This window comes from Streptomyces cyaneofuscatus (assembly GCF_000718135.1).
Lineage (GTDB): Bacteria > Actinomycetota > Actinomycetes > Streptomycetales > Streptomycetaceae > Streptomyces > Streptomyces cyaneofuscatus.
This window is the reverse complement of record NZ_JOEM01000025.1, coordinates 1-26536: the sequence shown is the minus strand read 5'-3', so window position 1 is coordinate 26536 and position 26536 is coordinate 1. Positions and strand designations below refer to the sequence as shown.

Annotated in this window: 18 protein-coding genes, 3 pseudogenes and 1 riboswitch; of the genes and pseudogenes, 5 read left to right on the top strand and 16 right to left on the bottom strand. The window is 71.9% G+C overall.

Going from position 1 to position 26536, the window contains the following annotated elements; translation table 11 throughout:
- Nucleotides 1-50 precede the first annotated feature (50 nt).
- From IF17_RS0131295 to IF17_RS0131280, 4 genes are all read right to left on the bottom strand, one after another.
- Nucleotides 51-1721, bottom strand: coding sequence for an ABC transporter substrate-binding protein (locus IF17_RS0131295; protein WP_030573263.1), 1671 nt, complete (start codon nucleotides 1719-1721; stop codon nucleotides 51-53).
- Nucleotides 1722-1974: 253 nt separating this feature from the next.
- A complete protein-coding gene (locus tag IF17_RS0131290) occupies nucleotides 1975-2724 on the bottom strand; it encodes an enhanced serine sensitivity protein SseB C-terminal domain-containing protein (protein ID WP_051884176.1) in 750 nt (249 codons plus the stop codon).
- Nucleotides 2725-3037: 313 nt separating this feature from the next.
- Nucleotides 3038-3808 (bottom strand): enhanced serine sensitivity protein SseB, encoded by a 771-nt coding sequence (locus IF17_RS0131285; RefSeq protein ID WP_018509774.1) that lies wholly within the window; start codon nucleotides 3806-3808, stop codon nucleotides 3038-3040.
- Between the two features lie 70 nt (nucleotides 3809-3878).
- Nucleotides 3879-4577, bottom strand: coding sequence for a P-loop nucleotide/nucleoside kinase family protein (locus tag IF17_RS0131280; protein WP_030573257.1), 699 nt, complete (start codon nucleotides 4575-4577; stop codon nucleotides 3879-3881).
- Nucleotides 4578-4741: 164 nt separating this feature from the next.
- Nucleotides 4742-4839: riboswitch (glycine riboswitch) on the top strand.
- A gap of 177 nt (nucleotides 4840-5016) precedes the next feature.
- Here IF17_RS0131280 and gcvT point away from each other — a divergent pair.
- The 4 genes from gcvT (at nucleotide 5017) to IF17_RS0131260 (ending at nucleotide 9475) form a co-directional block, all read left to right on the top strand.
- Complete coding sequence (gcvT, locus tag IF17_RS0131275) at nucleotides 5017-6132, top strand: glycine cleavage system aminomethyltransferase GcvT (RefSeq protein ID WP_030573254.1); 1116 nt, start codon at nucleotides 5017-5019, stop codon at nucleotides 6130-6132.
- A gap of 120 nt (nucleotides 6133-6252) precedes the next feature.
- Nucleotides 6253-6630, top strand: a complete 378-nt coding sequence (gcvH, locus tag IF17_RS0131270; RefSeq protein ID WP_018509777.1) for a glycine cleavage system protein GcvH — start codon at nucleotides 6253-6255, stop codon at nucleotides 6628-6630.
- A 26-nt stretch (nucleotides 6631-6656) separates the two neighbouring features.
- Nucleotides 6657-7916, top strand: coding sequence for a serine hydroxymethyltransferase (glyA, locus tag IF17_RS0131265; protein ID WP_030573251.1), 1260 nt, complete (start codon nucleotides 6657-6659; stop codon nucleotides 7914-7916).
- Nucleotides 7917-8089: 173 nt separating this feature from the next.
- Entirely contained in the window at nucleotides 8090-9475 is a 1386-nt protein-coding gene (locus tag IF17_RS0131260) for an L-serine ammonia-lyase (RefSeq protein ID WP_030573248.1), read from the top strand.
- Between the two features lie 165 nt (nucleotides 9476-9640).
- Here IF17_RS0131260 and IF17_RS0131255 read toward each other — a convergent pair.
- Nucleotides 9641-10060, bottom strand: a pseudogene (locus IF17_RS0131255) (glycosyltransferase family 2 protein); the annotation flags it as partial.
- Between IF17_RS0131255 and IF17_RS0131250 the strand changes: the two are divergent.
- Nucleotides 10059-10562: pseudogene (locus IF17_RS0131250) on the top strand (DUF4394 domain-containing protein); the annotation flags it as partial. The pseudogenes IF17_RS0131255 and IF17_RS0131250 sit on opposite strands and share 2 nt — an antisense overlap.
- 150 nt (nucleotides 10563-10712) lie before the next feature.
- Here IF17_RS0131250 and IF17_RS0131245 read toward each other — a convergent pair.
- From IF17_RS0131245 to IF17_RS0131195, 11 genes and pseudogenes are all read right to left on the bottom strand, one after another.
- Entirely contained in the window at nucleotides 10713-13793 is a 3081-nt protein-coding gene (locus IF17_RS0131245) for a tetratricopeptide repeat protein (protein WP_157851188.1), read from the bottom strand.
- A 215-nt stretch (nucleotides 13794-14008) separates the two neighbouring features.
- Nucleotides 14009-15913 carry a helix-turn-helix domain-containing protein gene (locus IF17_RS0131240; protein WP_030573235.1) on the bottom strand — a complete coding sequence of 635 codons (1905 nt, stop codon included), beginning with the start codon at nucleotides 15911-15913 and terminating at the stop codon, nucleotides 14009-14011.
- 79 nt (nucleotides 15914-15992) lie between these two features.
- Nucleotides 15993-17402, bottom strand: a complete 1410-nt coding sequence (locus IF17_RS0131235; protein ID WP_030573233.1) for an MFS transporter — start codon at nucleotides 17400-17402, stop codon at nucleotides 15993-15995.
- A gap of 152 nt (nucleotides 17403-17554) precedes the next feature.
- Nucleotides 17555-18352 carry a 3-hydroxybutyrate dehydrogenase gene (locus IF17_RS0131230; RefSeq protein WP_051104567.1) on the bottom strand — a complete coding sequence of 266 codons (798 nt, stop codon included), beginning with the start codon at nucleotides 18350-18352 and terminating at the stop codon, nucleotides 17555-17557.
- Between the two features lie 89 nt (nucleotides 18353-18441).
- Nucleotides 18442-19884 carry a 3-hydroxybutyrate oligomer hydrolase family protein gene (locus tag IF17_RS0131225; RefSeq protein ID WP_030573231.1) on the bottom strand — a complete coding sequence of 481 codons (1443 nt, stop codon included), beginning with the start codon at nucleotides 19882-19884 and terminating at the stop codon, nucleotides 18442-18444.
- Between the two features lie 27 nt (nucleotides 19885-19911).
- Complete coding sequence (locus tag IF17_RS0131220; RefSeq protein WP_030573229.1) at nucleotides 19912-21249, bottom strand: extracellular catalytic domain type 1 short-chain-length polyhydroxyalkanoate depolymerase; 1338 nt, start codon at nucleotides 21247-21249, stop codon at nucleotides 19912-19914.
- A gap of 186 nt (nucleotides 21250-21435) precedes the next feature.
- Nucleotides 21436-22098 carry a 3-oxoacid CoA-transferase subunit B gene (locus IF17_RS0131215; RefSeq protein ID WP_030573227.1) on the bottom strand — a complete coding sequence of 221 codons (663 nt, stop codon included), beginning with the start codon at nucleotides 22096-22098 and terminating at the stop codon, nucleotides 21436-21438.
- A 1-nt stretch (nucleotide 22099) separates the two neighbouring features.
- Entirely contained in the window at nucleotides 22100-22870 is a 771-nt protein-coding gene (locus tag IF17_RS0131210; RefSeq protein ID WP_030573225.1) for a CoA transferase subunit A, read from the bottom strand.
- A gap of 119 nt (nucleotides 22871-22989) precedes the next feature.
- The gene (locus IF17_RS0131205; protein ID WP_030573223.1) at nucleotides 22990-25155 is read right to left on the bottom strand and encodes an ATP-binding protein; all 2166 of its coding nucleotides are present in this window, start codon (nucleotides 25153-25155) and stop codon (nucleotides 22990-22992) included.
- Nucleotides 25152-25859, bottom strand: a complete 708-nt coding sequence (locus tag IF17_RS0131200; RefSeq protein WP_030573221.1) for a Pvc16 family protein — start codon at nucleotides 25857-25859, stop codon at nucleotides 25152-25154. Before IF17_RS0131200 ends, IF17_RS0131205 begins: the two co-directional genes overlap by 4 nt.
- Nucleotides 25856-26536 (bottom strand): annotated as a pseudogene (locus IF17_RS0131195) (hypothetical protein); the annotation flags it as partial. The gene IF17_RS0131200 and the pseudogene IF17_RS0131195, both read right to left, overlap by 4 nt.

Sequence of the window (26536 nt, the reverse complement as noted above, 5' to 3'; positions counted from 1 at the left end):
TCCGCCCGGCCACCTGACTGCTGTGGCCGGGCGGACCCGCTGGTGTGCGATTACTTGAAGGAGACCTCGGCGAAGTTCTCCTGCGTCAGCGGGGAGACCTTCGGCGGGTTGACGTTCTTGGCGAACGCGATGGCCGGCGGCGACGACGAGATCGGCACGCCCGGGACGTACTCCATGATCGCCTCGTTGGCCTTCTTGTACGCCTCGGTGCGGCCGGCCGGGTCGGTGACCTTGGAGGCCGCGTTCACGGCGTCGAAGACCTTCTTGTCCTTGAAGCCCCACTGCTTGTCGGGCCCGGCGAACCAGGTGCCGATGAAGTTGAAGCCGTCGTTGAAGTCACCGGTCCAGCCGAGCAGGTGCAGGGCGCAGGAGCCCGCCTCGGTGGCGTCCAGGTAGTCCGGGGCCCACTTCATGGCCTTCGGCTTGACGGTGATGCCGGCCTTCTCCAGGTCGGCCTTCATCAGCTCGAACATGTCCTGCGGGGCAGGCATGTACGGGCGGGTGACCTCGGTCGGGTAGCAGAAGTCGATGGAGAGCTTCTCCTCGCCGGCCTGCTTGAGGAGGTCCTTCGCCTTGGCGGTGTCGAACGGGTACGTCTTCACCTTGTCGGAGAAGCCGGCGACCGTGTCGGGCACGAACTGGGTCGCGGCCTTGCCGCCCTCGGGCAGCTGGGTGTTGACGAGGTTCTCGCGGTCGATGGCGTGCGTGATCGCCTGCCGGACCTCCAGCTTCTTCAGCGCAGGGTTGGCCGACTGGCTCATGCCCATGTAGAAGATGTTGAAGACGTCACGGGTCGGGACCTCGTAGCCCTGCTTCTCCAGCGTCGTCACATCGGCGGGGGCGACCAGGTCGTAGCCGTCGATGTCACCCGCCTGGAGCGCCTGGCGGCGGGTCTCCTCGGTGGAGATGGTGCGGAAGACCAGGTTCTTCACCTTGGCCTTGTCGCCCCAGTAGTCGTCGAAGCGCTCCAGGGAGACTTCCTTGTTCCCCTTGTTCCACTTCACGATCTTGTACGGGCCGGTGCCGGCGACCGTGCCGGCCTCCTGGCTGTACTTGGGGTACGTGATCGCGTCGCCCTTGGCGGTCGCGTTCTGCTTCGCGTACTCCTTGAGCGCCTTCGGCGAGTGGATCGCGAGCGCCTGGAGGGAGAATCCGCCCGGCAGGTTCGCCGAGGGCTCGTTCACCTCGATGACGGCCGTGTTCTCGTCCTTGGCGGTGCAGGACTTGTAGTTCGGCTTGGGCGTCTCGGGGTCCTCGTTCTTCGCGAACCCGCCCATGATGGTCTGCCAGTAGTAGGAGACCGCGCTGGACTGGTACGTGCCCTTCCAGTTGAACCAGTAGTCGTAGTTCGCGCAGACCGCGGCGGCGTTGAACGCCTCGCCGTCGTGGAACTTCACGCCCTGGCGCAGGTTGAACGTCCAGACCTTGCCGGCCGCGTCGCTCTCCCACTTCTCGGCGAGGCCGCCGACCAGCTTGCTGCCGCCGGGCTCGTGCTCCAGCAGCGCCTCGAAGGCCTGACGGGTGACGCGGAACGTCTCGCCGTCGCTCGCGAGGGCCGGGTCGAGGGAGCCGGGGTCACCGGATCCGGCGAAGACGAAGGTGTCCTTGTCGCCCCCCTTGGAGCCGCCCTCGTCCCGCTCGCTGGAACAGCCCGTGGCGATCAGACCGACAGCGACCGCTGTCGTGATCGCCCGGACAGCCCGGGACTTGAATATGCGCATGGGTCCACCCCTGGTTCGCCATGTGGTGAGGTTTGATGGCCGCACACTACAGACGGGGTGCACCGCAAGAGAACAGTCCGGATAGCGGTGAGACCTAGTCGAGACCCGGACAGTTAACAAACCGTCCAGTTCCGGGACATCCCTCCGGGCCCGGTTAACAAGCCGGACATCTGGGGGTGTTCGGTGAGGACGGTCCCGTGACGCGGATCGGCGGCGCCGGATGGACCCGCAGCTCAGCGGTGCTGCTGGGAGCTCAGCGGTGCTGCTGGGGCGGATATCCGTAACCGGGGGCGGCGGCCGGCGGGGGTCCTGCGGGGGCGTGCGCCTCGCGGTCGTAGAACGGGCGGGCGTTGGCGCGCAGCCACATCGCGACCGGGTCGTACTCGTCGGACATGGCGACGGTGGAGACGGGCAGCCCGTCGGGGACCGCGCCGATCGACTGCCGCATCATCGCGCGCACCGCGTCGACGGAGGCCCGCCCGGTGTCGTACAGGTCGAGCCCGATCGCGAGGTACGGGACGCCGACGGCGGGGTGCACCCAGGCGCGGCGTAGCGAGCGGACGGCCGGGGTGCGGTGGGCGTTCTGGGTGAGCTGGGCGTAGAACTGCGGGAGCTCCACGGCGGGTTCGGTCAGCCGGAGCGGGCCCGCGGGCAGCCGGTCCAGGCCGGTGGAGATCCGGCGCAGGTCCAGCCAGGGGATGCCGACGCCGCCGCCGGGGGCGTGCGGGTTGAGCCAGATGCCCCAGCGGTCGGGGAAGAGGGTGCGGGCGATGTCCCGGCCGGAGACCAGTTCGTGGGCCCGGCTCCAGCCGCTGGCGGAGAGCTCCTGGGCGGAGGTGACGCATGGGGCGTATCCGAGGCCGTCGACCTCCATGGAGCCGTACTGCGCGTCCGGTGAGCCGGCCGTGCCGTGCCAGAGCAGCATCCAGACCTGGCTGTCGGCGAGGGCCGCGAGCAGCGCCTCGTAGGCGTCGTAACGCCCGGGGCTGACCTGGCGCAGCATGTGCTCGACCTGACCGGCCGCCGCAGTGCCTGACGCACTCACCCTGGGTCCCGCCCCTCATCGTTCCGTCGACGCTCCCGGGCACACGGGAGCGGCCTCGCCATCAAACCAGCTTATGCGCCACTTCTGACACCGACTTGACGCCACGGTCGGGCGGAGCCCGGTCCCTGGGGGGTCGGTGGCTCTCGCGCCGTACGTTCTGTGGCTCTCGCGCCGTACGTTCTGTGGCTTTCGCGCCGTACGTTCTGTGGCTTTCGCGCCGTACGTTCTGTGGCTTTCGCGCCGTACGTTCTGTGGCTTTCGCGCCGTACGTTCAGTGGCTCTCGCGCCGGTAGAACGGGCGCACCTTCTCCCGCATCCAGTCGCCCACCAGGTCCTGGGCCACGTCCAGCAGGACCAGGTTCACCGGCCAGGGCACCTCGATCCGGCCGAGCGCCCGTCCCAGGGCGTCCATGGGGGCGCTCTGGCCCGCGCCGTCCCAGGTGGCGAACTCGACGCCGACGAAGAGGACGGGGTCGCCGCCCTCGATGCTGGCGAGCGCCCGGCGGGCGGTGGAGACCACTCCGGTGGCCTCGAACTCGGCGGAGACGGCGGTGAGGAAGTCGACCGGGTCGTGCTGCCAGTCCGGTTCGTAGAGCTTGACCCGCCCGCCGCTGGCGGGCCCGTCCAGGGCGGTGCGCCCGGCCCGGCAGAGCTCGGCGACGGCGGGCGGCGGCAGCGGGATGCCGACCGCGCCGCCCGGGTTCACCGCGATGCCGACCTGCGGGGGCAGACCCCGGGCGAAGTCGCGGGCGGGGGCCACGGCGAAGGACATGTGGCTGCCGACGCAGCTGAGGAACTGGCCCTCGGAGCTGAAGACGGGGACGTACGCGGCGCCGTCGATGTCCATCATCGGCAGGTCGAGATCGGCGCTGGCGGGCGAGCCCCCGGCCGGCAGCGGGACCCAGACCGAGCTGCGGCCGAGCACCTCGACCAGGCGGCCGCCCGCGTCGGCGACGCCGAGGGAGGCGGTCAGCACCTCTTCGAGCTCGTTGGCGGGCCACGCGTGCTGGGGGTGCGCCTGGACCGGTGCCGGAATGTCCACTGCCTCTGTGCCTCTCTCAGCTGTCGTCGCCGGGCTGTCGCCGCTGGGCTGTCGTCGCTCGGCCAGAACCCTAACCGGCGCAGGCGGCCGGGGCCTCCCCGTCGCCGAACGAGATCCGGCTGAGCGCGCTCGCGGCCTCCCGGTCCAGCAGCACCGCCGAGGCGCAGCCGGGGGGCAGCGTGCCCTGCTCGGTGTCGCGGATCAGCCGGGCCACCGCGTGCCGGTGGCGGGCGAAGGCGTACCCGGAGACGCCCCGGCCGCGTTCCCGCTGCCCCTGGCGGGCCGTCACGGGGTCCACGTCGAGCAGGAGCAGGTGCAGGGTGCGGCCCCGGCGGGCGGCGTGCAGGGCGAGCCAGCGGCGTACCCAGGTCTGCGTACCGCAGTCGTGGACGACCACGGAGGCGCCGGAGCGCAGGACGGCCCAGAGCCCGAGGTAGTGGGCGGCGCGGACCAGGGGGCGGTAGAGGGCGTACGGCAGTAACCGGGGCAGGGCGGCGGCCCAGCGGTCGCGGGTGTTCTGGGAGTCGATGGCGGGGCCGCTCACGGCCTGCCGGATCAGGGTGGACTTGCCCCCGCCGGGCAGCCCGGAGACGACCACGATGTCACCGGGGGTGAAGTCGAGGCTGTACGGACCGTGGTCGGTGCGCCCGCGCAGATCGCGTACAACCGGCGCACGGGGTTTCAGCAGCTCGCGGCCGGGTGCGCCGGGCTGTGCGGGCATCGCGCTGTGCGCGATCCCCGCGGTCGGTACCGACCGCTGCAACGCCATCGCCCATCCCCCTGCTGTCGGGCCACCCGAGCCTGCCCTTGAAGTGTAAAGAAATGGCAAGGCTCCACAACCGTCCTCGCTGTTCGCACAAGCGTTGCCGACCGGCCGCCCCACTCTGCCGCAAGGCGTGCGATGATGACCCCGCCAACTGCATACCGGCCGTTCGAATCCGCGCGGGAGAGTTCCGGCCACAGTGTGAGCCGGGCGCCGAAGGAGCAAGATCCTCCCTTGAATCTCTCAGGCCCCGTACCGCGTGGATGAGGCAGATCTGAAAAGCGAGCCGCCCTGCGGCTCCACCCAAGGTGCAAGCCGAGCCCTGTGAACAGGGGCGCCCCTCTCCGGGGGCATACCCCGTCAGGGGCTATCGGCGAACCTCTCAGGTTCCGATGACAGATGGGGAGGATTCGTCCTGACGTCGTCATGCCCTGGAGCCGTATCCATGAGCACTGCCCCCCGTCTCACCGCCCTCGACGCGCTGCACCGCTCGCTCGGCGCCACCATGACCGACTTCGCGGGCTGGGACATGCCCCTGCGGTACGCCAGTGAGCGCGACGAGCACAACGCCGTACGCACCCGGGCCGGTCTCTTCGACCTGTCGCACATGGGCGAGATCACCGTCACCGGACCCGAGGCCGCGGCCTTCCTGAGCTACGCGCTGGTGGGCAACATCGCCACCGTCGGCAACGGCCGGGCCCGCTACACGATGATCGTCCAGGAGGACGGCGGGATCGTGGACGACCTGATCGTCTACCGCCTGGGCGAGAGCGAGTACATGGTCGTCGCCAACGCGGGCAACGCCCAGATCGTGCTGGACGCGCTGACCGAGCGGGTCGGCGGCTTCGACGCCGAGGTGCGCGACGACCGGGACGCGTACGCGCTGCTCGCGGTCCAGGGCCCGGAGTCGCCGGCCATCATGAAGGCCGTCACCGACGCCGACCTGGACGGGCTGAAGTACTACGCGGGCCTGCCGGGCACGGTCGCCGGGGTCCCGGCGCTCATCGCCCGTACCGGCTACACCGGTGAGGACGGCTTTGAGCTCTTCGTCGCGCCCGAGCACGCGGAGGCCCTGTGGCGCGCGCTGACGGAGGCCGGTGAGTCCCACGGGCTGATCCCCTGCGGCCTCTCCTGCCGGGACACGCTGCGCCTGGAGGCGGGCATGCCGCTGTACGGGCACGAGCTGACGACGGCCCTGACCCCGTTCGACGCGGGCCTGGGCCGGGTCGTGAAGTTCGAGAAGGAGGGCGACTTCGTGGGCCGCGAGGCGCTCCAGGCCGCCGCCGAGCGCGCCGAGAGCGCCCCGCCGCGCAAGCTGGTCGGCCTGATCGCCGAGGGCCGCCGAGTCCCGCGTGCCGGTTTCTCGGTGGTCGCGGACGGCAAGGTGATCGGCGAGGTCACCTCCGGCGCCCCCTCCCCCACCCTGGGCAAGCCGATCGCCATGGCGTACGTGGACGCGGCCTTCGCCGCGCCGGGCACCGAGGGCGTGGGCGTGGACATCCGGGGCACGCACGAGCCGTACGAGGTCGTCGCGCTGCCGTTCTACAAGCGCCAGAAGTGATATCCCGGAAGAACCCGGGCCTCTCGCTCCACTCGGGCGTCACGGAAGTGACGTACCTCCGTCTCACACCGTAAGACCACCGTTCATCAGCACTCCCCCGCGTACAGGAGAATTCAGGTCATGAGCAACCCCCAGCAGCTGCGGTACAGCAAGGAGCACGAGTGGCTGTCGGCCGTCGAGGACGGCGTGGCCACGATCGGCATCACGGAGTACGCGGCCAACGCGCTCGGTGACGTCGTCTACGCCCAGCTTCCGGAGGTCGGTGACACGGTGACCGCGGGCGAGACCTGCGGTGAGCTGGAGTCGACCAAGTCCGTCAGCGATCTGTATTCGCCGGTGACCGGTGAGGTGACGGCGGCCAACCAGGACGTCGTGGACGACCCCTCGCTGGTGAACTCCGCTCCCTTCGAGGGCGGCTGGCTGTTCAAGGTGCGCGTCACGGAGGAGCCGGCCGACCTGCTCTCCGCCGACGAGTACACCGCGTTCTCCGGCAACTGAGACCTGAGACCTTAAGGGACCCCCTGATGTCGCTTCTGAACTCCTCCCTCCACGACCTGGACCCGGACGTCGCCGCCGCCGTCGACGCCGAGCTCCACCGTCAGCAGTCCACCCTCGAGATGATCGCCTCGGAGAACTTCGCTCCGGTCGCCGTCATGGAGGCCCAGGGCTCCGTCCTCACCAACAAGTACGCCGAGGGCTACCCCGGCCGCCGCTACTACGGCGGTTGTGAGCACGTCGACGTGGTCGAGCAGATCGCGATCGACCGGATCAAGGCCCTGTTCGGTGCCGAGGCCGCGAACGTCCAGCCGCACTCCGGTGCGCAGGCGAACGCCGCCGCGATGTTCGCGCTGCTGAAGCCGGGCGACACGATCATGGGCCTGAACCTGGCCCACGGCGGTCACCTGACCCACGGCATGAAGATCAACTTCTCCGGCAAGCTCTACAACGTGGTCCCGTACCACGTCGACGAGAGCGGTGTCGTGGACATGGAGGAGGTCGAGCGCCTCGCCAAGGAGTCCCAGCCGAAGCTGATCGTCGCGGGCTGGTCCGCCTACCCGCGCCAGCTGGACTTCGCCGCCTTCCGCCGGATCGCGGACGAGGTCGGCGCGTACCTGATGGTCGACATGGCGCACTTCGCGGGCCTGGTCGCGGCCGGTCTCCACCCCAACCCGGTGCCGCACGCCCACGTCGTCACCACCACCACGCACAAGACGCTCGGCGGTCCGCGCGGTGGCGTGATCCTCTCCACCCAGGAGCTCGCCAAGAAGATCAACTCGGCGGTCTTCCCGGGCCAGCAGGGCGGCCCGCTGGAGCACGTGATCGCGGCCAAGGCGGTCTCGTTCAAGATCGCGGCGGGCGAGGAGTTCAAGGAGCGCCAGCAGCGCACCCTGGACGGCGCCCGCATCCTCGCCGAGCGCCTGGTGCAGCCGGACGTCACCGAGGTGGGCGTCTCCGTCCTCTCCGGCGGCACCGACGTGCACCTGGTCCTGGTCGACCTGCGCAACTCCGAGCTGGACGGCCAGCAGGCCGAGGACCGGCTCCACGAGCTGGGCATCACGGTCAACCGCAACGCCATTCCGAACGACCCGCGCCCCCCGATGGTCACCTCGGGCCTGCGGATCGGCACCCCGGCGCTGGCCACCCGCGGCTTCGGCACCGAGGACTTCACGGAGGTCGCGGAGATCATCGCGTCCGCCCTCAAGCCGTCGTACGACGCGGACGACCTCAAGGCCCGCGTGGTGGCGCTGGCCGAGAAGTTCCCGCTGTACCCCGGCCTGAAGTAGCACCCTGGCCTGCGGTTCCGCGCATCCGGACGGGGCACCGCGCACACTGAGGAGAGTGAGCGCGGTGCCCCGTTCCTTGCCCCTCGCTCGAAGTTTTCACCCTGCTTGCCCCGCTTGTCCCCGCACCGCCCAGGCAGACAACGGCGTCTTCCAACCCCCCAAGGAGTCCTCCCGTGGCCATCTCGGTCTTCGACCTCTTCTCGGTCGGCATCGGCCCGTCCAGCTCCCACACGGTGGGCCCGATGCGGGCCGCCCGGATGTTCGCGCGCCGCCTGAAGAACGAGGGCCTGCTCGCGCACACGACATCGATACGGGCCGAGCTGTACGGCTCCCTCGGCGCGACCGGCCACGGCCACGGCACCCCGAAGGCGGTCCTGCTCGGCCTGGAGGGCGAGTCCCCGCAGACCGTGAACGTGGAGACGGCCGACGCCCGGGTCGACGAGATCCGCTCCACCGGCAGGATCAACCTGCTCGGCATGCACGAGATCGCGTTCGCCTTCGACGACGACCTGATCCTGCACCGCCGCAAGGCGCTCCCGTACCACGCCAACGGGATGACGATCTTCGCGTACGACACCGAGGGCGCCCCGGTCCTGGAGAAGACGTACTACTCGGTCGGTGGCGGCTTCGTGGTGGACGAGGACGCGGTGGCGGGCGAGAACCCGATCGTCCCGGACGACACGGCCCTGCGACACCCCTTCCGCACCGGCGACGAGCTGCTGCGCCTGGCCCGCGAGACCGGCCTCTCCATCTCCCAGATGATGCTGGAGAACGAGCTGGCCTGGCGCACCGAGGCCGAGATCCGCTCCGGGCTGCTGGACATCTGGCGGGTCATGCAGGCCTGCGTCTCGCGTGGCATGTCCCGCGAGGGCATCCTCCCCGGCGGCCTCAAGGTCCGCCGCCGCGCCGCGAACTCCGCCCGCCAGTTGCGCGCCGAGGGCGACCCGCAGGCCCACGCGATGGAGTGGATCACCCTCTACGCGATGGCGGTCAACGAGGAGAACGCGGCGGGCGGCCGCGTGGTCACCGCCCCCACGAACGGCGCGGCGGGCATCATCCCGGCCGTCCTGCACTACTACATGAACTTCGCGGCCCACGGCTGCACCGAGACGGAGAAGGAGGACAGCGTCGTCCGCTTCCTCCTCGCCGCCGGCGCGATCGGCCTGCTCTTCAAGGAGAACGCCTCCATCTCCGGCGCCGAGGTCGGCTGCCAGGGCGAGGTCGGCTCGGCCTGCTCGATGGCGGCCGGCGCCCTGGCCGAGGTCCTGGGCGGCTCCCCCGAGCAGGTGGAGAACGCCGCCGAGATCGGCATGGAGCACAACCTGGGCCTGACCTGCGACCCGGTCGGCGGCCTGGTCCAGATCCCGTGCATCGAGCGCAACGGCATGGCGGCGGTGAAGGCGGTGACGGCGGCGAAGATGGCGCTGCGCGGAGACGGCAGCCACAAGGTCTCCCTGGACAAGGTCATCAAGACCATGAAGGAGACGGGCGCCGACATGAGCGTCAAGTACAAGGAGACGGCCCGGGGCGGGCTCGCGGTGAACATCATCGAGTGCTGACCGGACTCGAAGCGGCCCAGCACCGCTGGTCGTAGGTGAACGGCTACATGGTTCTGCGTTCGACGGCACCCAGCGCCCTCGCGGCGGACCTGACCAATTCACCGGCCCCTCAGCCGGCCTGGACCGCCGAGAAGTTCGTGCAGGGGGCCGGCCGGTGCGGGAGCGTCAGAAGATGGGCGGTCGCCCGGCCGTCGTGAGCCGGAGCACGGTTCGCCAGGACATGGGCCGCCTCCGGCCCTGTCCACCGGAGAGCCCTTCGCGGAACCCTGCGAGCGTGACGCGGAGGGCCTTACGGTCGCGGATGCGCCAGAGGGTGATCAGGCGCCAGGTGGCGAGGTTGACGGGGACGAGGAGCCGGGGCAGGTTGCGGCGGGCGACCCAGACGCGGTTGCGGGCGTCGAGCCGGTAGAAGGTGTCGTGACGGGCCGGGTTCGTGGCGGGGTGGTGGACGACGATGTCGGGCACGTACCGGCCGGTGCGCCCCAGGTCCCACAGCCGCCAGGCCAGTTCGACGCCTTCGTGGAAGAGGAAGAAGTCGCCGGGCCAGCCGCCGGCTCGGTCGTAGGCGTCCCGGCGGACCATGTTCGGCGTCGACTTCAACCCTGCCGCCAACCGGCTGCGCGTCATCAGCAACACCGGGCAGAACCTGCGGCACAACATCGACGACGGCGCCGCTCCCCTGGGCACCACCGCCGACGGCACCCTCACCAACCCCACCATGCCGCCCTCCACCGCCATGGGCGTGACCGGAGCCGCGTACACCAACAACGACCTCGACGCCGCCACCGCGACGACCCTGTTCGACATCGACACCCTCGCCGACCGCGTCTCCCTCCAGTCACCCGCCAACGCCGGCACCCTCGCCCCGACCGGGAACCTCGGCGTGAACGCGGGCCCGGACGCCGGCTTCGACATCTACTTCTCGCCCGAGTACGGCACCAACCAGGGCTTCGCCGCCCTGAACACCGCCGGTGCCGCCCGCCTGTACGCGGTCGACGTGCTCACCGGGGCCGCCCGCGATCTCGGTGCGTTCCCGCAGCGCCGGCAGGTGACCGACCTCGCCCTTCCCCTCGACCAGCAGCGCTGAGCAACAGCCCGCTGAGTCATCGGCCCCGGACCGCAGGTGATCAGGCGAAGTCCGGCATGGCCGAGGTTGCGGGACTTCAACCGTGGGGACGTCGTCCTTGGGGGGCGTGGCGGTCCGGCCGACGGTAAGGCCCGGCGTCGTTCCGCCGGCTCAGTAGGCCGTCGGCGAGACCGACGTACGCGCCTCCCGGAGCCGGTGGACGAAGGGAAGTGCACGATCCCCCTCCGAGTGCAGGGCGTCGAGCAGGGCGGACAGGTCCGCGAGCAGTTCGTCGATCTGGCCTCGTGTGGAGCAGATCCGCAGGAATTCCTCGAAGAGGGCCGACAGCTCACTCTGGTGGCCCAGGGCGAACTGGACGAGGAAGCGGTTTCCCACACGCGCGACGGAGACGGTGTCCTGTCCGTCCTCGTCGCTCTCGGCGGCAAGAAGCTCTGCGGCACGGTACAGGAAGCGCTCATGCCCGGGCCGTCCTAGAACGCGGAGGACGATGGCCATCTCGTAGTGGGCCCACGAGTTGTCCGGCCGGATCTCGATCACGCGGTCCAGGTCGCTCACGGCGTCCTCGTACCGCCCTGTCATATGGCAGGAGAGCGCGTGCTCATTCAACGCGAACGTGTCATCCGGACTCAGCTCGATGGCCCGGTCCAGGTCGAGAAGCGAGTTGGCGTACCGCTCTGTCAAGCGATGGAGTTTGCCGCGTAGGGAGAGCGCGAGGGCACTGGACGGGTCGATTTCGCGGGCCCGGTCGAGCTGGGCGAGGGCTTCGGCGTACCGTCCCATGCCCTGCAATGCCCGGGCATGGAGCACAAGAGCCAACATGTCGCTGGGATCCGCGTGGACGGCGCGGTCCAAGTCTGCGAAGGCTTCTGTGTACCGGTCGGTTGCCTGGAGGACTTTCGCGCGGCGCGTCAGAACAAAACTCGGTTTCGGGTCGAGCTCGATGGCGCGGCCATAGTCAACCAGGGCCTCATCGAAACGCCCCACCTCACGGAGAATCTCCGCACGGCCGGACAGGTAATAGCTCCCGCGAGGGTCGAGCTCGATGGCACGGCCGTAATCAGCCAGAGCCTCATCGAAACGCCCCACCTCACGGAGAATCTCCGCACGGCCGGACAGGCAATAGCTCCCGCGAGGGTCGAGCTCGATGGCACGGCCGTAATCAGCCAGAGCCTCATCAGAACGCCCCACATCCTGGAGGATGTCGCCCCGTACGGCCAGGACGTAGGCACACTTGGGATCCCCTTCAAGGGCGTGCCCGCAGCTCGCGAGAGCGTCGTCGTGTCTTTCCAGCCGCAGGAGTGCACGGCCACGGAAGCCGAAGGTCAGCAAGTCGCCCGGGTCGAGCTCGATTGCACGGTCGTAGTCGGCAACAGCCTCCTCATCCCGCCTCAGGCCGAACAACGTGAGACCCCGGGCTACGAAGGTGTCGGCTTCGCCCGGGCTCAGCTCGACGGCACGGTCGAGGTCCGCAAGGGCTTCTCCATACTGCCCCTGGAGGCTGAGGGTCCAGCCACGGCCGTAGCGGGCCCGTCCGGCGTCGGGTACCAGGGCGATGGCCTGGGAGTAGTCCTCCACCGCTTCGTCGTACCGGCCGGCGTTCCGGTGGTCCCGGCCGCGCAGGGTGTGGGCAAGGGACCTGCCCTGGGGATCGAGCCCGCCGTGCGTGAGGAGGACGGTCAGCACCCCCATAGCGGTGTGCCTCTCCTCCACTGCCGCCAGCAGCCGCCGGCCCCAGCTGTCGATGGCGGGCGCGCCGCTGTCGCGTCCGGCGCGGGAGAGTGTCTGGATCCACCGGCGCAGCGTGCCGCCCCCGTGGTCGTAGGCGTCCAGCAGTTCCCGCAGGGCGTCGGGCAGAGCGGCGTGGGGGCCGGCGCAGAGCCGGTGGTAGGTCTCCTGAAGGCGGGCGGCGCGCCAGCGGTCGTCGCCCCACCAGCCTTCGGGAGGGGCCGTGCCTTCCTCGACCTGGGTACGCCTGTCCCGGAAGGCGTCGGCGAGGCGGGTGTGCTGCTGCTGCCAGCGTGCCGGTGACTGCTGACGCTGGAGGCGCAGCATGGCGTTGCGTACGACGTCGTGGTAGCGGCAGTGGCCCGCATGGTCGGTGACGAAGGGCAACGCCCTCAGCCATCCGAACAGTTCGGACGCCTCCGCATCGACCGCGGCGCGGTACACGTCCTCGTCCAGTTCCTGCGGAAGGGCGCAGGACAGGGCGGCGGCCCGGCGGACGGAATCCGTCTCCCACTTGAGGAAGCGTTCGACCGCGGTTCCGCTGGGGTCTCCGATGTCGGACACGCCGGCGGGCCGGGCCTCGGCGAGCGTCGAGACGAGGACCGGCAGCCGTTCGGACAGGGTGAGGATCACATCGACGACACGCTCGTCGGTCACGCCCTTCGCCGTCAGGAGCTGACGGGCCTCGGCATCGGTGAACACCTCCAGCGGCCAGTCGGTGACGACGTCGAGCCAGTCCTCCCACGTGCGCGTGGCCAGCCGCGGCTGGCCGGCCAGAACCACCAGCACATTGGCCGGCATTTCCCCGTACCGGTCGCTCACCAGAATGTCCCGGAGCCAGGCGTCCAGTTGCGGGCCGGAGCGCTCGTAGGTGTCGAAGAACAGGACGAGCCAGGGGTGGCGCCGTGCGACCTCGGCCAGTTCCGTGAGGAAGACCGGAACCAGGGACTGGAGCGGGGAGAGCACCAGTCGGACGTCATCGTGGTTGCGCAGCCTGGCGCTGAGCAGAGCTTTGACCCGGTCCGCTCCGGCCGCCAGGTGGCCAGGGTCGACCGCACCGGTGAAGGCGCCGACGCCGGGGATCATCCCGAGTCCCACCAGGCCGATCTGCGAGGCGACCACGCTGGACGGGGAGGGCGACGGGGACGGTGACGGACCCGGCCCTCCTCCGTCGCGGCCCGCTCCGGGTGTCCCGTCCGACGTCGGGTCAGCCCCTGGCCCGGCGCTGAGAGCGGCGGCACCGGCGTCGGCCTCGTGCCGTCGCTGCCGGTAGGTGGCGAGCAGCTTGTCGAAAGCCTTCAGCGCCGCTCCTTGCTGGGCGAACTGGGCGCTGATCGTCTCCATCGCCTCCACCGCGTCGGTCGCGGCCTCGTCGACGTAGGCGGTGACCGCCCGCTCCTCGCGGGCCATGCCCTCCAGGCGGCGGGCCAGGGTGGATTTTCCGACGCCGGCCGGGCCACGGATGTGGAAGAGGAACTGCGCCGCGTCCTCCGGGGCCCCTCTCATGCAGTCTCTGAAGGTCGCGATCTGGTCCTGTCGGCCGACGAACCCGCCGCTGCGGCGCCGCCTGATCAGTTCCTGGCGTGAAGGTGTCCGCGCCGCCATCCAGCCCCCGCCCCGAGACCCGTCCGAGATGTTGTCAGGCCATGGTGCCTCACACCGGTCGTCTCCGTCCGCGCGATGCCCCTTGCCCGTATCGGTCCTCTGCCGTCCCCGGGCCTCTATCCACCCCGCGTCAGCCGGTGCAGGCGCAGCGCCAGTTGGATCTCCAGCGCGCGCGGCGGCTCGTTCCAGTCCGGGCCGAGGAGACGGCCGATGCGTTCGAGGCGCTGCACCACCGTGTTCACGTGGACGTGGAGCAGGGTCTTGGTGCGGGTGAGGCTCGCTCCCTGGGCGAAGTACGCGTCCAGGGTGGTGACCAGGTCCGTGGAGCGCGCCGTGTCGTAGTCCAGGACCGGGCCGAGTGTCCTGCGTACGTAACCGCCCAGGTCGGCCTGGTCGCCCAGGAGTACGCCGATGAACCCCAGGTCCGCCGTGGCGCCGCCGCTCCCCGTGTGGCCGAGTGTGCGCAGGGCGGAGAGGCAGCGGTCCGCCTCGCTGTGGGTGTCGGGGAGTTCGGCCGGGCCGGTGGCGGGGCCTGCCGCGCCGACGGTGACGGGGCAGCCGGCCGCCTGGCCCAGTTCGGCGGCGAGTGCCTGGGCGTCGGGGCCCGGGGTGTCGGAGGGGGCGACCAGGACGACGTGGTCGTGGTGGAGGCCGGCCAGACCGTTGCGGGTCTGGGCGCACCGTGCGGCGGCGGCCAGCAGGCGGTGGCGGGGGGCCGCGTCGCTGTGGGCCACGAACACGCTGTGCAGGCGGCCCAGGTCGACGCCGAGGCGGCGGGCCCTGGCCGTCAGGGTGCCCGGGTCGCCGGTGCGGGAGAGCAGGTCGCCGAGCAGCTCACCCCGTACCCGGTCCTCCGTCTCGGCGACCGAGCGGCGCAGCAGCATGAGCAGGGCTGTCACCACGCTGGCCCGTTCGAAGAGCAGGCGGTCGGCGTCCGCGAGGCCCGCCCGGCCGGTCAGCGCGATGGAGCCGAGGAGTTCGGGTCCGGCGAGGACCGCGCAGACCCAGGTGCCGTTGAGCGGCACGGCGCGGCCACGCGCCCGGGAGGCGGCGACCGCCGGGGTGGGCGGGGGGTGTGGTCCAGTGCGGGCGCGGGCGAGTTCGGCGCCGTCCGCGTCATGGATGAGGATCCCGCCGTCCAGGACGTCGGCGAGGGCGGCGGCCACGTCGTCCGCGCCGCCGCCGCGCAGCACGAGGTCGGTGAGCTGGTCGTGGGCCTCCTCGGCCCGGCGCATCGCCTCGCTGTGCGTCCGGATGGTCTCGGAGGCGGCGTTGAGGTCGACGAGCGCGGCCCGGGTCTCCTCCAGCAGCCGGGCCCCGTCGATGGCGATGGCCGCGTGGTCGGCCAGCGAGGAGAGCAGCGCCACCTCCCCGGCGGTGAACTCGCGGGGTGCGCGGTCGGCGGCGTACAGGACTCCGATGATGCGGCTGCCCAGGCGCAGCGGTACGCCGAGGATCGCGCGGAGGCCCTCGTCCAGGACGGCGCTGTCGATGGTGGTGGTGTGGTGGAAGCGGGTGTCGGCCGCGTAGTCGCCGGTCGCGTACGGGCGGGCCGTCTGGGCCACGAGTCCGCCGAGCCCCTCGCCCATGCCGAGCCGGACCCGCTGGAACGCCTCGGCCACCGAGCCGTCGGTGACCCGCATATAGGTGTCGCCCGCCGCGTCGTCGTTGAGCGAGAGGTAGGTGACATCGGTGCCGAGCAGCAGTTTGGCCCGGTGGACGATGGCCCGCAGGACGGCGTCCAGGTCGCGCAGGGCCGCGAGGTCGCTGGCCGTGTCGAAGAGGGCGGTGAGCTGGGCCTCGCGGACCCGGTGCTGGCTGAGGGTGCGCCGGATGCGCAGCGCCACGGTGGTGGCCTCCGCGATCCCGGCCAGTTCGCCGGCGGGGGCGCCCGCCTCCCGGGCGGTGGCGGCGAGCCGGTCGAACTCCTCGGCCGCCGCGCCCTGGGCCAGCAGGTCGAGAAGGTGGCGCAGGGCCACTGCAGAGTGCTGGGGGCCGGGGGCTGTCACGCCGGTGAGCATACGGTGATCGCCTCCCGGAGGAATGGTCTCTCCCGCGCGCTCCGTGGGGCCGGGCGCGCGGGAGAGGGAGGTCGGATGGTCAGCCGCCGAGGCTGACCGAGTCCTTGCGGGTGGTGGCGGCCGGCGCGGCCGGGACCGAGTCCGCCAGGCCGTCCTTGGCCAGGTCGCGGCCCCGGGTCTCCTTCGCGATCCACACCGTCACCGCAGTGACCAGAGCGGCGAAGCAGAGGTAGAGCGAGATCGGGACGGACGAGCGGTAGTCCTTGAGCAGCTCGACCGCGATCAGCGGGGCGAGCGCGCCGCCGATGATCGAGGCGAGCTGGGAGCCCATCGAGGCGCCGGAGTAGCGGACCTTCGTGTCGAACATCTCGGAGATGAAGGCCGCCTGCGGCCCGTACATCGCCCCGTGCAGCAGCAGGCCGACGGTGACCGAGAGGACGATCACCGGGAACGACTTGGTGTCAAGGAGAGCGAAGAAGCCGAAGGCCCAGACCGCCATGCCCAGGGCGCCGATGAGGGTGACCGGGCGACGGCCCAGCCGGTCGGAGAGGGCGCCCCACAGCGGGATGGTGACGAAGTGGACCGCCGAGCCGATCAGTACGGCGTTCAGCGCGTCGCTCTTGGACATCTCCAGGTGCACGGTCACGTAGACCAGGAGGAACGCGGTGAGGATGTAGTACGAGATGTTCTCGCCGAAGCGGGTGCCGATGGCGAGGAGCACCTCGCGCCAGCTCCTGCGGAACACCTCGACGACCGGGGGCTGTTCCTTGACGCCCGCCGCGGCCTGCTCCTGCGCCTTCTTCTGCGCCTCCAGGAAGACCGGGGACTCCTCGACGGAGATCCGGATCCACAGGCCGAGCATCACGAGGACGCCGGAGAGCAGGAACGGGATGCGCCACCCCCAGGCGAGGAAGGCCTCGTCGGACTGGACGGCGGCGAGCAGCGCCAGGACACCGGTCGCCAGCAGGTTGCCGCCGGGGGCTCCGGCCTGCGGCCAGGAGGCCCAGAAGCCGCGCCGCTTGTCGCCGCCGTGTTCGGAGACGAGGAGGACGGCGCCGCCCCACTCGCCGCCGAGCGCGAAGCCCTGGACCAGGCGCAGGACGGTGAGCAGGATCGGGGCCCAGACGCCGATGCCGGCGTGGGTGGGCAGCAGGCCCATGGCGAAGGTGGCGCCGCCCATCAGGAGCAGGCTGATGACCAGGAGCTTCTTGCGGCCGATCTTGTCGCCGTAGTGGCCGAAGACGACGCCGCCGAGCGGCCGGGCGGCGAAGCCGACCGCGTACGTCAGGAAGGCAAGGAGGGTGCCGACGAGCGGGTCGCTGCTGGGGAAGAAGAGCGTGTTGAAGACGAGCGCGGCGGCGGAGCCGTAGAGGAAGAAGTCGTACCACTCGATGGTGGTGCCGACGAGGCTGGCCGCGACGATCCGGCCGATGCGGCTGGTGCCGGGCGAGGCCGGGGCGGGGGGCTGGGCGGAGGTTGGGGAACCCATGGTGAGTCACCGCGTTTCGTTGGCAGGTGGGGCAGGGACGGGGGTGCGGGTGGAGCGGGTGATGCGAGGTAGAGCGGGTGGAGCGAGGGGTGTGGGTGGTGCTCGTCGTTCGACCGGTTTCGGTGGGGCCGGAGACCGGTGGGGGCGTGCGGTCAGCGGGCGCCCCAGCCTCCGTCCACCGGGAGGGAGGCTCCGGTGATGTACGAGGTGTGGGGGGAGCAGAGCCAGACGCAGACGGCGGCCACCTCCTCGGGTTCGATCAGCCGCTTGATGGCGGACCGGTCCAGCAGGACATCGGCGACGACCTCGTCCGACGGGATGCCGTGCGCGGCGGCCTGGGCGGCGATCTGGCCCTCCACCAGGGGGGTCCGTACGTAGCCGGGGTTGACGCAGTTGCTCGTCACCCCGTGCGGGGCGCCCTCCAGGGCGGCCACCTTGCTCAGCCCCTCCAGGCCGTGCTTGGCGGCGACGTACGCGGACTTGAAGGGGCTGGCCCGCAGGCCGTGCATGCTGGACACGTTGACCAGCCGGCCCCAGCCTCCGGCGTACATGTGCGGGAGGCAGTGCCGCATCAGGAGGAACGGGGCGGTCAGCATCACCTTCTGGATCAGCTCGAACCGGTCGGCCGGGAAGTCCTCGATGGGCGCCACGTGCTGGAGCCCGGCGTTGTTGACCAGGATGTCCACGGCTCTCGGCAGCGCCCCGACCGCCTCCGCGTCGGCGAGGTCCACGACGTGGGCCACCCCGCCGGTCGCGGCGGCGACGGCCTTGGCGGCGTCGGCGTCGCGGTCGGCGACGTGGACGAGGGCCCCGGCCGCGGCGAGCGCCTCGGCGGTGGCCCGTCCGATGCCGCTGCCGCCGCCGGTGACCAGGGCGGTGCGCCCGCTGAGGTCCACGGCTCCGGGGCCCTGCGCGGGAGGACCGGACGCTGCGTGAAATTGGCTCGTCATGGCCGGAAACGCTAGAGATACCCGGCCGGACATCCCATGGGCCGGATCGCCACAGTGGAGGCGGCCGGTATGGCGGCCGCCACCACTGTCTAGCCGGTCAGCGGGCAGTACGTGAGCAGCTTCCCGGCGTCCGCCCCGGCCGGCAGCTTCAGCGTGCGGCTCGACGGGGGGCGTACGCCGTGGTCCAGCCAGCGTTCCAGGGCGGTGGCCGCCGAGCGGTGGCAGGGCACCAGGGGGCGCACCCGGCCGGGGAAGGCGTCGGCGAGCGAGTCCACATGGGTGCCCGCCTCGACCCGGTAGTACCGGTGGAGATGGCCCCGGCCCTCCCGCTTCACCAGTTGCGCGTACACGTCCGAGCTGCGGGAGATCGGCAGAAGCACGTCGTAGGTGCCGTGGAAGCTGATCAGCGGTTTTCCGATCCTGCCGGTGAGGGCAATCTTCGCGACCGCCTTCCTGACCTCCTTCGGCCGGTCGGCGTAGACGTAGTCGGCGTCGCAGGCCGGGGTTTTCGGGGCGCAGAACGGGGTCCCGGCCTCCGTCGCCCCGTCGAACCCCGGGTCCAGCTCCTCCCGGTAGATCCGCTGGGTGAGGTCCCAGTAGTGCTGGTGGTGGAAGGGCCAGAGGAACTCCGAGCCGACCGGGTAGCCCGCCGCCCTCATCGCCCGGTGGGCCTGCTCGGCGCCCGCGCCGCCGGCCGCGTACGAGGGGTAGTGGAGCAGGGCGGGCGGCAGGAAGGTGAGGAGGTTCGGTCCCTCGGTGCGCCAGAGGGTGCCTTCCCAGTCGACGCCGCCGTCGTACAGCTCGGGGTGGTTCTCCAGCTGCCAGCGCACCAGGTAGCCGCCGTTGGACATGCCCATCGCCAGGGTGCGGGCGGGCGGGCGGTGGTAGCGGCGGGCGACGACCTGGCGGGCGGCCCGGGTGAGTTGGGTGACCCGGTGGTTGCCTTCGGCCAGGGCGTCGCCGGGGGCCTCGCCGTCGCGGTGGAAGGCGGCGCCGGTCGCGCCCTTGTCGGTGGCGGCGAACGCGTAGCCGTTGGCGACCGCCCAGTCCCCGAAGGCCCGGTCGTTGGCGTACTGCTCGCGTACGCCCGGCGCGCCCGAGACGACCAGGCCGCCGTTCCAGCGGTCGGGGAGGCGGATGACGAACTGGGAGTCGTAGTTCCAGCCGTGGTTGGTGTTGGTGGTGGAGGTGTCGGGGAAGTAGCCGTCGATCTGGATGCCGGGGACGCCTGTGGGGGTGGCCAGTCCGGCCGGGGTGAGGCCCGCCCAGTCGGCGGGGTCGGTGTGGCCCGAGGCGACGGTTCCGGCGGTGGTCAACTCGGTGAGGCAGGAGGCCCGTTGGTGGGCGGCTCCCGGGACCTTGAGCGTGTCGGTACGGGAGCAGGGGGCGGCGGCCTTGGCGGTGTCCGGGAGCGGAGGTGCGGCGGTGGCCGGGGCGGCCGTCCAGGCGGTCAGCGCGGCTGCGGCGAGGGCTGCGAGGCGGAGCCATCGGCGGGGGCGGTGGCGGTGGCGTCTCTGGGGGGCGGGTGGCACGGGGGGCCTCCTTGAGGTCGGAGCGGGTCAGGGGCAGGAGCCGGTGGCGATCGTGTAGTGGCCCGCCGGGGACTCCTTGAGGGTGTGGGTCACGAAGGTGTTGTAGAGGCCGAGGTTCTGGCCGGAGCCCTTCGCGTACGCGTAGCCGCCGGTGGTGGTGGCGCGGCCCGCGCGTACGTGTTCGTAGTTGCTGGCGGTCCAGCAGGCGGCGGGCTCGGTGGGCGGGTCCACGGGAGGCTCGGTGGGCGGCTCGGTCGTCGTACCGTCCAGCCCGAAGAAGGCGGTGATCCAGTAGCTGGAGCAGATCGAGGCGATGAAGTGCTGGGTGCCGGTGGCGCCGCACTGCTGCGGGCCGCTGCCCGGGGCGACCGGGGTGCCATGGCCGATGCCCGGCACCTTGTCGACCTCGACGGCCGCCTGTCCGGGGGTCGGCCCGTACTCGCTCCTGCGGGTGTTGTTGGGGCCGAGCGTGGAGGTACGGGACGGGGTCTGGCCGAGGCCGTGGACCGCCGTCCACTGGTCGCGGAGCTCGTCGGCGTTCCTCGGGGCCACGGTCGCGTCGTTGTCCCCGTGCCAGATGGCGACCCTCGGCCAGGGTCCGGCGAACCCGGGGTGGGCGTCGCGTACGGCCTGCGCCCAGGCGGCGGGGGTGCGGTCGGCGCCGGGGCTCATGCAGCTGAACGCCGAGACCACGTCGACCCCGCAGCCGTAGGGGATTCCGGCGACCACCGCGCCCGCGGCAAACACCTCCGGGTAGGCGGCGAGCATCACCGAGGTCATCGCCCCGCCCGCCGAGAGGCCCGTGACGTGGGCCTTGGCCGGGTCGGTGCCGTACGCGGTGGTGGCGTGGGCGACCATCTGCCGGATCGAGGCGGCCTCGCCCTGGCCCCGCCGGGTGTCGCCCGGCTGGAACCAGTTGAAGCACTTGTTGGCGTTGTTGGCGGTGGTGGTCTCGGCGTAGACGACCAGGAAGCCGTGCCGGTCGGCGAAGGTGTTGAGGCCGGAGTTGTCGGCGTAGAGCTGGGCGCTCTGGGTGCAGCCGTGCAGGGCGACGACGACGGGGGCCTTGGCGGGGAGGGCGGCGGGGCGGTGGACGTACATGGTGAGGGCGCCGGGGTTGGCGCCGAAGTCGGCGACCCGTTCGAGGGCGGCGGCCCGTGGAGCGGCAGCCGGCGCGGCAGTTGCGGCCTGGGCCCCGGCGGTCGGCGCGGCGGCCGCGCGGGCCTCCGTGGCGGGGCTGAGCAGCGCGGCTCCGGTGGCGAGCGTGACGGCGGCGGCGAGCGCGGAGACCGTGCGGCTCCAGCGCCCGCCGCGTCGCGGCCTGCCTGGTGATGGTGCCGGGTGCGATGGCGTGACGTACGGCAACGTGACCTCCCGTGGGCGGCGGCACGGGATCGCCCGTGATCCCGTGGCCCCGGCGGCCCTGTCCCGCAGAGCCTCCGAGGTCCGTCACCGTAGGAAGCGCGCGCGGGGCCGGGTAATGGCGGTGCGCGCCACAACCCGGCCCGGAACGAGGCGCCGCCACCCGTTGCGGGAGCGCGCGCCCCCCTGCTACACGCGTACGGCCGGAGCGTCGGAATCCAGCCGTACGGTCAGCTCCGCTTCCGTGGCCGCCCGGACCTCGTCCACCGTCACGCCGTCCGCCAGTTCCCGCAGCAGGAACCCCTCGGCGGTGATGTCCAGCACCGCCAGATCCGTGATGACCTGGTGCACCACGCCCCGCCCGGTGAGCGGCAGCGTGCACTCGGCCAGCAGCTTCGGCGAACCGTCCCGCGCGGTGTGCTCCATCACCACGATGACGTGCCGGGCCCCGTGGACGAGGTCCATGGCCCCGCCCATCCCCTTGACCATCTTGCCCGGGATCACCCAGTTCGCCAGGTCCCCGGAGGCGGAGACCTGCATGGCCCCCAGGACCGCCACGTCGATGTGGCCGCCCCTGATCATCGCGAAGGAGAGCGCGGAGTCGACGCAGGAGCCGCCGGGCAGCAGAGTCACGGTCTCCTTGCCCGCGTTGATGAGATCGGGCAGGACGTCGCCCTCCTCCGGGTACGGGCCGACGCCCAGCAGGCCGTTCTCCGACTGGATCACCACCTCCACGCCCTCGGGCAGGAAGTTCGGGATCAGGGTCGGCAGGCCGATGCCCAGGTTGACGTAACTGCCGTCGGCCAGCTCCCGGGCGGCCCGGGCCGCCAGCTGCTCACGGGTCAGTGCCATCTCAGGCCTCCATGTGTACGGTCCGGCGCTCCACGCGCTTCTCCGCGCGCGGATCACCGGGGGCGACCGGGACGACCCGCTGGACGAAGATCCCGGGCAGATGGATGTCGTCGGGGGCGAGTTCGCCGGGCTCGACCAGCTCCTCCACCTCCGCGATCGTGACGCGTCCGGCCATGGCGGCCAGCGGGTTGAAGTTGCGGGCGGAGGAGTGGAAGCGGAGGTTGCCGTGCCGGTCGCCGACGGCCGCGCGGACCAGGGCGAAGTCGGTGGTGATGCCCTCCTCCAGGAGGTGGTCCCGGCCGTCGAAGACCCGGGTCTCCTTGGGCGGTGAGGCGACGGCGACCGAGCCGTCGGCACCGTACCGCCAGGGCAGTCCGCCCTCCTCGATCCAGGTGCCCGCACCGGCCGGGGTGTAGAACGCTGGGATGCCCGAGCCGCCGGCCCGCAGCCGTTCCGCCAGGGTGCCCTGGGGGACCAGCTCCACCTCCAGCTCACCGTGGAGGTACTGCCGGGCGAACTCCTTGTTCTCCCCCACGTACGAGCTGGTCATCCGGGAGATCAGCCCCGCCCGCAGCAGCAGGCCGAGGCCCCAGTCGTCCACTCCGCAGTTGTTGGACACCACCCGCAGCCCGCCCGCGCCCCGCTCCAGCAGGGCATGGATCAGCACGCCGGGGATGCCGCAGAGCCCGAATCCGCCGACCGCCAGCGACGCCCCGGCCGGCACGTCCGCGATCGCGTCCGCCGGGTCGGCGACCACCTTGTCCACACTCATCCGTCCGTCCTCTCCCACCGCGTCGAATGCGACGAGACTAGGAACGGAGGACGGTGTACGGCGATGGCGTCGACCCACACATCGCCGCTGGTGAGAGTGGTTGCAGGCCACGCAAGGCCCTACCGCTTCCCGCGCTCCCGCTCCTTCGCCAGCCACGGCCCGAACTCGCTCTCCAGCACCAGCCGCCCCAGCTTGCGGTACTCCTGGAGCACCGCCGTGACCAGCTGGTCCATGGTCAGCGGGGCCCGCGACTCCGCCGCGAGGTAGGCGGCGGTCACCGCGCAGGCCCGGATCGAGCCGCCCGCCAGCTCGAAGCGGGCCGCGCAGAACTCCAGGTCCAGCGCCGGATCGCGCGGGATCGAGGTGCCGAGGCAGCGGTCCCAGAGGGCGAGGCGCTGCTCGGCGTCCGGTATCGGGAACTCGGCGATCACGTCCAGGCGGCGGGTGAACGCCTCGTCCAGGTTGGCCCGGAGGTTGGTCGTGAGCACGGCGATCCCGTCGAAGGACTCCATGCGCTGGAGGAGGTACGCCGACTCGACGTTGGCGTGCTTGTCGTGGGCGTCCTTGACCTGCGACCGCTTGCCGAAGATCGCGTCGGCCTCGTCGAAGAGCAGGATGCCGTTGACGTCGGAGGCCTCGACGAAGATCCGCTCCAGGTTCTTCTCGGTCTCGCCGATGTACTTGTCCACCACCGTGGAGAGGTCGACGACGTAGAGCTCCATGCCCAGTTCGCGGGCGACCACCTCGGCCGACATGGTCTTGCCGGTGCCGGACTCGCCCGCGAACAGGGCGATGACCCCGCGCCCCCGGCCGCCGCCCGGCCGCATCCCCCACTGCCCGAGCACCTGTTCGCGGTGGCGGGCCCGGAGGGCGAGTTCGGTGAGTTGGGTGCGGGTGGCCGGGGGCAGGACCAGGTCGTCCCAGCCGACGGCGGGCTCGATGCGGCGGGCGAGCCGTTCGAGACCGGCGCCGTTCTGGGCGCGGACCGCCGTGCGCAGGTCGTCCGGGTGGACCGGGCGGCCCTCCAGAACGGCGAGGCGGGAGGCGACGGTGGCGGCCTTCCGCAGCTGGTCGGAGTCGAGCCGGTAGGAGGCGGTGGCCTCGATCAGGCGGTCGTCGTCGGCCGGCGCCTGTGCGTCCGGCAGCCCCACGGACCGGGCCGCCTCCGCGAGCGCCTGCCGCCACCGGCGGGCCGCGCCCGCCGGGCCCGGGGGCAGGACGGCGACCGGGACCGGGCTGTCCCGGGTCCAGAGCGGGTCCCAGTTCTTCTTCCCGTACGCGATCAGGGGCGTGCCGCTCACCGCCGTACAGAGGGATGCCAGCAGGCGGGCCCCCTCCGGGCGTTCGGGGGCGAGCGCTTCGAGCGGGCCGAGCACGATGCCGCCGTGGGTGAGGCGGGCCTCGGCCGCCAGGGTCCGTACCAGCTCGGCCGCCCGGTCACCGGCCGCCGCGAGCGCCGCGATGTCCACGACGAGGGGGCGTCGGCCGGCGGCGGTGAGCGCCTCGACGGCCAGGCCGGAGGGGTCGCCGCCCCGGTCGAGCAGGTGCACCAGGCCGCTGCCCGTGGCGAGGGCGGCGGCGATGCGGTGGGCCTCGGGCCGGTCGTCGTCCCGGGTGCTGTCGTCGTGGACGCGGCCGTTCCGGGTGGTGCTGCCGGGGGCGGGCACCTGGGCCAGGCCGCGCAGCCGTCCGTCCGGCTCGTCGTCGCCGAGGAGGTGAGCGGTGATGCGGTCGGGGACTCTCAACGTGCGGGAGAGCAAGGGGCGTTCGGGGTCCGTCACCTCCAGCAGCCCGCCCGCGACGAGCGGGGCGGACGGCTGGAACCGGAAGCGGCCGGAGCCGGCCGCGGGCAGCCCGCAGAGTTCCAGCGCCAGGCCGATGGCGGGGCGGCGGCGGGTCAGGTCGTCGTTGAGGTAGCCGTAGAGGCGCTCGAACCGGGCGTCGATGTCCGGCGCCATCGCGACCAGCAGCAGCTCCACGTCGAGCTCCGCAAGACCGAAGCTCCGGGCCAGCCGGCCGAGCCGGGAACCGGGCTCGGTGACGTACGACGGTGGCTCGGCACCGTACGAAGGTACGGGCGCGAACGCGTCCCGCGACTCCAGGACGCGTTCCACCGCGTCCGGGGTGAGGTACTGCCCCCGGTACGGATCGTCCGGCTCCGGGTCGGTGGCGCGCCGGGCCGCCACCGCGTGCCGGACACGCTCCTCGACGCGGGTCAGCCGCTCCCACAGCACCTCGACGTCCACCATCGCGGGGAGGCCGGGCGCGCTCTCCGCCACCGTCATCGCGCGGCACTCCCCCGCTTGCGCCGGCCGGGCGGCAGCTGCCGTTCCCGTGTCGCGGCGAACCCTTCCGCGTCCAGGTCGGCCGCTCCCTCGTACCGCAGGCGGCGGCCCGGGTCGTCGGCCGCCGTGCCGTCGACGGCGGGGGCGGCCTTCATCACGAGGCCCTCGGTGACCGGCGGTCCGGCCGGGGCCCGTTCGCCGGCGAGCGGGGCGAGGACGCGCAGGTCGATCGCGGCCTTCAGCTCGCCGCCGAGCGCGGACCAGACGTCGGAGGCCGAGGGTCCGTCGGTGCGCGGGCCCGCCGCCTCCAGTTCCACGGTGAGGGCGAGTTCGGCGAGGCTGCCGGTGAGCATCGGGGCGGGCAGCGTGTCGTGCCGCATCAGGCAGCGCAACACCTCGGAGAGCAGACGGTGTTCGTCCTGCGGGCGGTTGGTCCAGGCCGTGACGAGATAGGTCAGCTCGAACCAGCGCGGCGGGGTGCGCCAGCCGATGACCATCCCGCTCTCGTCGTGCTCCTCGGCCGTGCCGGTGCGCCGCCTGCCCGCGTCCTCGCGGATGCCGTGCAGGAAGACGCTGATGGTGGGGGCGTTGCGCCGGGCCGACCAGTCCTTCGTCGGTGCGTCGAAGACCAGGTCGACCCCGCTCTCCTCGAGCCCGGCGTCGACCAGCAACAGCCGGAGCCCTTCGTCGACTTCGTGGATCATCGGCGGATCACCTCGTCCGGCGGGGTGATGGTGCCGAGCACCACGAGGAAGTCCGTCGTGACCGGGGAGAAGCCGGGGCCCTTGGCCGTGATGACGCGCGGCCCGGTCCGGTCCTTGGCCAGGATGAGCAGCTGGGCGATGAACGTGCCGTCCGGGTTCGGCAGGGTCGGCGCGGCCGCCGCCGTGATCCCCGGCTTCCAGCTGAGCTTCACGGGCGCGCCGGGCGGGAAGTCCTTGCCGCGCACCGAGGTGACGAAGCCGGGCTTGCCGATGGCGGGCACCGCGATGATGCGGGGCTGGAGGATGCGCAGCGGGATGCGGGAGCGGTTGTCGCTCCGGTTCGCGTCCGTGCCGGTGGTGGTGAGCGTCGCGGTGATGCTCGTGCGCAGCGCGCGGTCCGGGGAGAGGACGACGCGTACGACGGTGGAGGCGCCGGGTCCCAGGTCGGGCAGCGTGCACAGTCCGGCCGTGCAGCCTGCGGGGAGCGGGCCGGACGGGATGGTTCCGGGCAGGCCGAGCTGGAGCCGCAGGCCGGTGGCGGTGGCGTTCCGGCCGTTGCGCACGGTGTACGTGACGACGACCTTGCCGCCGACGTAGCCGGGGCTGGGTTGGGCCCGCACCACGACGCCGGGGCCGGCCAGGGGCGCTGGCGGCAGGGGGGCCGGGGGGCGCGGGGC

Excerpts from the sequence above, each read along its gene's own strand:
- IF17_RS0131235 (WP_030573233.1), bottom strand. The coding sequence starts at position 17,402 with ATGGGTTCCCCAACCTCCGCCCAGCCCCCCGCCCCGGCCTCGCCCGGC.
- IF17_RS0131210 (WP_030573225.1), bottom strand. The coding sequence starts at position 22,870 with ATGAGTGTGGACAAGGTGGTCGCCGACCCGGCGGACGCGATCGCGGAC.
- IF17_RS0131215 (WP_030573227.1), bottom strand. The coding sequence starts at position 22,098 with ATGGCACTGACCCGTGAGCAGCTGGCGGCCCGGGCCGCCCGGGAGCTG.
- IF17_RS0131240 (WP_030573235.1), bottom strand. The coding sequence starts at position 15,913 with ATGCTCACCGGCGTGACAGCCCCCGGCCCCCAGCACTCTGCAGTGGCC.
- gcvT (WP_030573254.1), top strand. The coding sequence starts at position 5,017 with ATGAGCACTGCCCCCCGTCTCACCGCCCTCGACGCGCTGCACCGCTCG.
- IF17_RS0131280 (WP_030573257.1), bottom strand. The coding sequence starts at position 4,577 with ATGGCGTTGCAGCGGTCGGTACCGACCGCGGGGATCGCGCACAGCGCG.
- glyA (WP_030573251.1), top strand. The coding sequence starts at position 6,657 with ATGTCGCTTCTGAACTCCTCCCTCCACGACCTGGACCCGGACGTCGCC.
- IF17_RS0131230 (WP_051104567.1), bottom strand. The coding sequence starts at position 18,352 with ATGACGAGCCAATTTCACGCAGCGTCCGGTCCTCCCGCGCAGGGCCCC.
- IF17_RS0131200 (WP_030573221.1), bottom strand. The coding sequence starts at position 25,859 with ATGATCCACGAAGTCGACGAAGGGCTCCGGCTGTTGCTGGTCGACGCC.
- IF17_RS0131245 (WP_157851188.1), bottom strand. The coding sequence starts at position 13,793 with ATGAGAGGGGCCCCGGAGGACGCGGCGCAGTTCCTCTTCCACATCCGT.
- IF17_RS0131295 (WP_030573263.1), bottom strand. The coding sequence starts at position 1,721 with ATGCGCATATTCAAGTCCCGGGCTGTCCGGGCGATCACGACAGCGGTC.
- IF17_RS0131290 (WP_051884176.1), bottom strand. The coding sequence starts at position 2,724 with ATGCTGCGCCAGGTCAGCCCCGGGCGTTACGACGCCTACGAGGCGCTG.
- IF17_RS0131205 (WP_030573223.1), bottom strand. The coding sequence starts at position 25,155 with ATGACGGTGGCGGAGAGCGCGCCCGGCCTCCCCGCGATGGTGGACGTC.
- gcvH (WP_018509777.1), top strand. The coding sequence starts at position 6,253 with ATGAGCAACCCCCAGCAGCTGCGGTACAGCAAGGAGCACGAGTGGCTG.